Source organism: Serratia sp. (in: enterobacteria) (genome assembly GCF_046715635.1).
Classification (GTDB): domain Bacteria; phylum Pseudomonadota; class Gammaproteobacteria; order Enterobacterales; family Enterobacteriaceae; genus Chania.
Genome location: NZ_JBKJYW010000443.1, coordinates 1 through 4,123, shown reverse-complemented (window position 1 = coordinate 4,123; position 4,123 = coordinate 1). Strand labels below are relative to the sequence as shown.

The 4,123-nt window shown below is 49.5% G+C and carries 3 protein-coding genes and 1 riboswitch; of the genes, 1 reads left to right on the top strand and 2 read right to left on the bottom strand.

Annotation, left to right across the window (positions count from 1 at the left end; genetic code table 11):
* The first annotated feature begins 428 nt into the window (after positions 1-428).
* Positions 429-1,817, top strand: coding sequence for an amidohydrolase family protein (locus ACLQ7H_RS23125; protein WP_411754683.1), 1,389 nt, complete (start codon positions 429-431; stop codon positions 1,815-1,817).
* Positions 1,818-1,893: 76 nt separating this feature from the next.
* Here the strand turns inward: ACLQ7H_RS23125 and ACLQ7H_RS23120 are convergent, their stop codons facing one another.
* Together ACLQ7H_RS23120 and mgtS are read right to left on the bottom strand one after the other, a co-directional pair.
* Positions 1,894-3,258, bottom strand: a complete 1,365-nt coding sequence (locus ACLQ7H_RS23120; protein ID WP_411754682.1) for a cation-efflux pump — start codon at positions 3,256-3,258, stop codon at positions 1,894-1,896.
* A gap of 317 nt (positions 3,259-3,575) precedes the next feature.
* A complete protein-coding gene (gene mgtS, locus ACLQ7H_RS23115; RefSeq protein WP_257013771.1) occupies positions 3,576-3,656 on the bottom strand; it encodes a protein MgtS in 81 nt (26 codons plus the stop codon).
* 275 nt (positions 3,657-3,931) lie between these two features.
* Positions 3,932-4,105: riboswitch (M-box (ykoK) riboswitch) on the bottom strand.
* Positions 4,106-4,123 lie beyond the last annotated feature (18 nt).

Here is a 4,123-nt window from a genome sequence, read left to right as displayed (position 1 = left end):
CGTTGATCTCCTTCATGGAGCGCTTCAGCGTCGACGTGGTTTTGCCAAACCTGGAGGTGACATCCTCGATTAACACCGGGCTGTGTTCCTGAATATATTTCAACAATGACAGGTCAAAACTGTTCACCAAGGCATCTCATCGTCTGGTCTGGAGTCGGATAGTTGAGAGTATAGAAAATGATGAGTGTTGTCTGTGAGCGGGGTGGAGCGGTTGAAACAACCTCCTCGGCTCTGATTATCACTTCCAGTATTCTATCGCTGCCAGCTATTTTCCTTTCCCTAGAAAGCGATTAGTTTTGTCTGAAAAGAATTAATACATTGCATTTTAATGGGGGATTTTTCACTAACCAGATAAAAAAGTTCTAAACTCTATCGAGACTAAAGTCTTCCCGTGCTCTTTTGGATATCAGAGGAAGAATCTATCGGTTATGAATAATAAACACTATCTGGTTCAGGGATCCGAGAGGGCATTACTGATGTTAGATCCAATCAAAAGAACATTCTTGGCCACATGTCTGACCGGCCTCCTGCTCCAACCCGCATTATCCGTTGCTCAGTCGACAATGACGATCTTCGAGGATGTGCGGATCTTTGACGGCACAAGTTTAACGACCAAGATGAATGTGGCAGTTGAAGGCAATAAAATAACTCAAATTTCTTCTCAACCGATTAGTTCACCCACTGATGCAGTGCATATCGCTGGTAATGGTCAAACACTGATGCCTGGCCTTATCGACGCTCACTGGCATACCTTTATGGTGCGTCCTACCATGGCCCAGGCATCAATGGCTCCATTAAGTTTTATTACTTTGCTGGCCGGTGCTGAAGCTGAGTCAACACTTATGCGCGGATTTACCAGCGTTCGCGATTTGGGTGGACCTGCATTTGGCTTAAAACTCGCGATTGATAATGGCGTTATCAAAGGGCCACGCATCTGGCCATCGGGGGCAATGATTTCACAAACGGGGGGACATGGTGATTTTCGTATGCTTTCAGAGATACCGTCTACCCCTGATCAATTGAGCTATCCAGAGCGAGTTGGCATATCAGCGATAGCGGATTCACCCGATGAGGTTCGCAAGCGCACCAGAGAGCAATTATTGCAAGGAGCCAGCCAGATCAAGCTGACCGGGGGCGGTGGCGTCTCTTCTCCCTATGGCCCGATAGATACGGTACAGCTTAGCGTCGATGAAATTCACGCTGCTGTCGAGGCTGCTGCGAACTGGGGGACCTATGTGACAGTCCATGCATACACCCCGGAAGCCATTCGTAATGCCATTCAGGCCGGTGCAAAAGTGATTGAACATGGTCAACTAGCCGATGATGCAACGGCAAAGCTGATGGCAGATACGGGCACATGGTGGAGTTTGCAGCCTTTTTTGGCTGACGAAAATGCCAATCAACTGCCCGATGCTGCCGGACAAGCCAGAGCAGCACAAGTGTTTGCCGGAACGGATAATGCTTATCGTTTGGCGAAAAAATACGGTGTGAAAGTCGCATTTGGTACGGACGTGTTATTTGATGCGAATTTGGCAGCCAGACAAGGCTCACAGCTTTCTACCATGACGCGGTGGTACACCCCAGCCGAAGTGCTAAAAATGGCGACGGCTGAAAATGCACAATTGTTGGCACTATCAGATCGACGCAACCCCTATCCAGGAAAACTGGGCGTTGTCGAAGTCGGCGCTTTAGCCGATTTATTACTGGTCAACGGCGATCCGATAGCTGATATCGGCCTGCTGGCCGATCCTGGCAAAAACCTGACTGTCATTATGAAAGATGGCCAGATAGTAAAAAACCAGCTGGTGGCGAAGTGAGTTTTCTTAAAGGCAAAGAATGAGCTACTTAAATTAGCCCATTCTGCGCTTTGGCAAATCCTTCCGCTGTGAGGGATCACAGCGGTTCAACATGCCCAACCACCCGCGATACCATCGGGAATTGTATTCTTAATTGCCGTTCAATATGGTCCACCGCATCATGCACCGCAGAAATCGACAAGGCTGGAAGAGCCCGACAGTGAAAATTCACAATCACGCCCTGTGGCGTTTCTCGCGCCCGGATATCATGGATGTCTTGCACCAATCCGCTGTTTTGCGCCGAAACCGTCAAGGCTTGTTCAATCTTCACCAGTTCGCCGTGTTCCACATCCTGGCTAGTTAGCCACTCCAGCATCTGGGGCTCCAGGTGGGTTTCTATCTCCGTATTTTCGCCTAACGTCTGGCGTAGAGCCTCCTCCACCTCGCTGGCAATATCATGCGCCTGCTCCACACTGGCATTGGCCGGAACCAACAGATCCATACCGATCGCCACACGATCTGCCAGCTGTTGTAGCGAAAGGCTCTGCACCACTGCCCCATGGTTGGCGGCCAGCATGCGTATACGGGTGGCTAGATCTTCATTGCTTCTGGCTTGAGGGGTGGCAATCACCCTCACTTCCGAGTTGGGATATTGCTGTGCAAGTTTGGTGGTAACGGCCTGCTTCAATGCCTTGATCCGCTCGAGTGGTAGCGTCCGGCATACCCCGACGCTCACCTCGATAAACAGCGTGGCTCCGCCACTGCGCAGGCGAATATTCTCCGTAGACAACACCGTGGGGAAATCGTTAAGCAGGGTCGCGATATCTTCCCGCGTGCCAGCCGGTGCGGTATCAATCAGGGAATCAAAGGAGCGTTTCCCCAGCTTCAATGCGGCAGCCAGGATAAAGCAGGCGACGATCAGCGCTGCCAGCGCATCAGCACGGGCAAAACCAAATAGCACAAAAACCATGCCCAACAGCACCACGCCGGAAGACAACATATCGGAGAAGAAATGCAGAGCATCGGCTTCCAGTGCCGCGCTGTTGGTGGCCTTGGCCACGCGGTTCAAGGCCCGGACACGGAAGAAGTCAACCACAATGGACACCAGCAGTACCGCAATCACTACCGGAGCAGCCACAATCTGGTTTGCCTCACCGATCAGGCTGCTTACTGCTTCAAAGATGATCCAACCCCCGGCCGCCAACAGGAGGAGTACCTCAAACAGTGCGGCCAGATTCTCAACCTTGCCATGCCCGAAGTGATGGTCATCATCAGCAGGTTTATCGCTGACGCTCACCGCCCACCAGGTGATGCTGGTGGCAATAAAATCGGTAAATGAATGGATGCCTTCGGATATCAGGCCAATACTGCCGGTAAATAGACCCGCGATAAATTTACCTAACGCCAACAATCCGCTGATAATCATCGAGTTTCTGGCAACGGCCTGTTTTTCATTTTGCATAGCACAGCTCATAGTTGAATTAAAAAAATCAGCGTTTGGTTTTTACGGAACATTGCCAGACAAAAGCGACGAGCAGCAAGCTTGCGGTAGCTGTTAGCAATAAACAGGAAAGAAATGCAGTTTGACCGGTGGAATGTAGATAAATCTCATTAATACCTGCCGAGATCATAAAAATAGCGTACAGCAACCCAAGAATAAAAATCATCATCATTATCACGCGCGGTAAATACCGTCCGTTTATTGCGGTTATCTCATCCTCCCCGCAATGATTGATGAGGCTACGGGGAGGATGATGCTAGGCGGATCCTTTTCGTTCATTAGTCATCCCATTTGGTGCTCAGATAGGCTGCAATCAGCCCCAATGAGCTGATGAAAAACAAAAATCCCATAAAAAACATCATATTTCCCATAACTTTATCCTCGGTTAACTGTAATCGATAACGACCTCTGTGATTAAAAGTAAGTGTGCAACGTAGTCTTTGGCTTCATTCACCGTCATGGTACTAGCGGCGGTGATAAAGTCAGCGTTCAAAGCGTTAGCAATGGCTGGCCCGCACGTGCTGCTGGCGTGGTAGCGGTCATTGCTGAGGAGTCTGGAAGTGATTGACCCTATTGCTGTTTAAACTTCAACAGTGAATCGCATAGGGGCGTAAACCAAAGAGGGAGTGCAGAAAGCCTATCTCCGCGTCCAGGTTTTAGCACTATACAACGTATCTGAAAAAATTTTCAGAAGTTACTTTGGGCTGAACCTTAATCCGATAAAGCCTGTCTTAACCTTGGGCATCTCTCGATGTCGTCAGATCAGTAACCTGTGTTTGTATAGGAGCCTCGCCAAACGAGATACTGCATATAACTACCCGGTGAT

Excerpts from the sequence above, each read along its gene's own strand:
- mgtS (WP_257013771.1), bottom strand. The coding sequence starts at position 3,656 with ATGTTTTTTATGGGATTTTTGTTTTTCATCAGCTCATTGGGGCTGATT.
- ACLQ7H_RS23120 (WP_411754682.1), bottom strand. The coding sequence starts at position 3,258 with ATGCAAAATGAAAAACAGGCCGTTGCCAGAAACTCGATGATTATCAGC.
- ACLQ7H_RS23125 (WP_411754683.1), top strand. The coding sequence starts at position 429 with ATGAATAATAAACACTATCTGGTTCAGGGATCCGAGAGGGCATTACTG.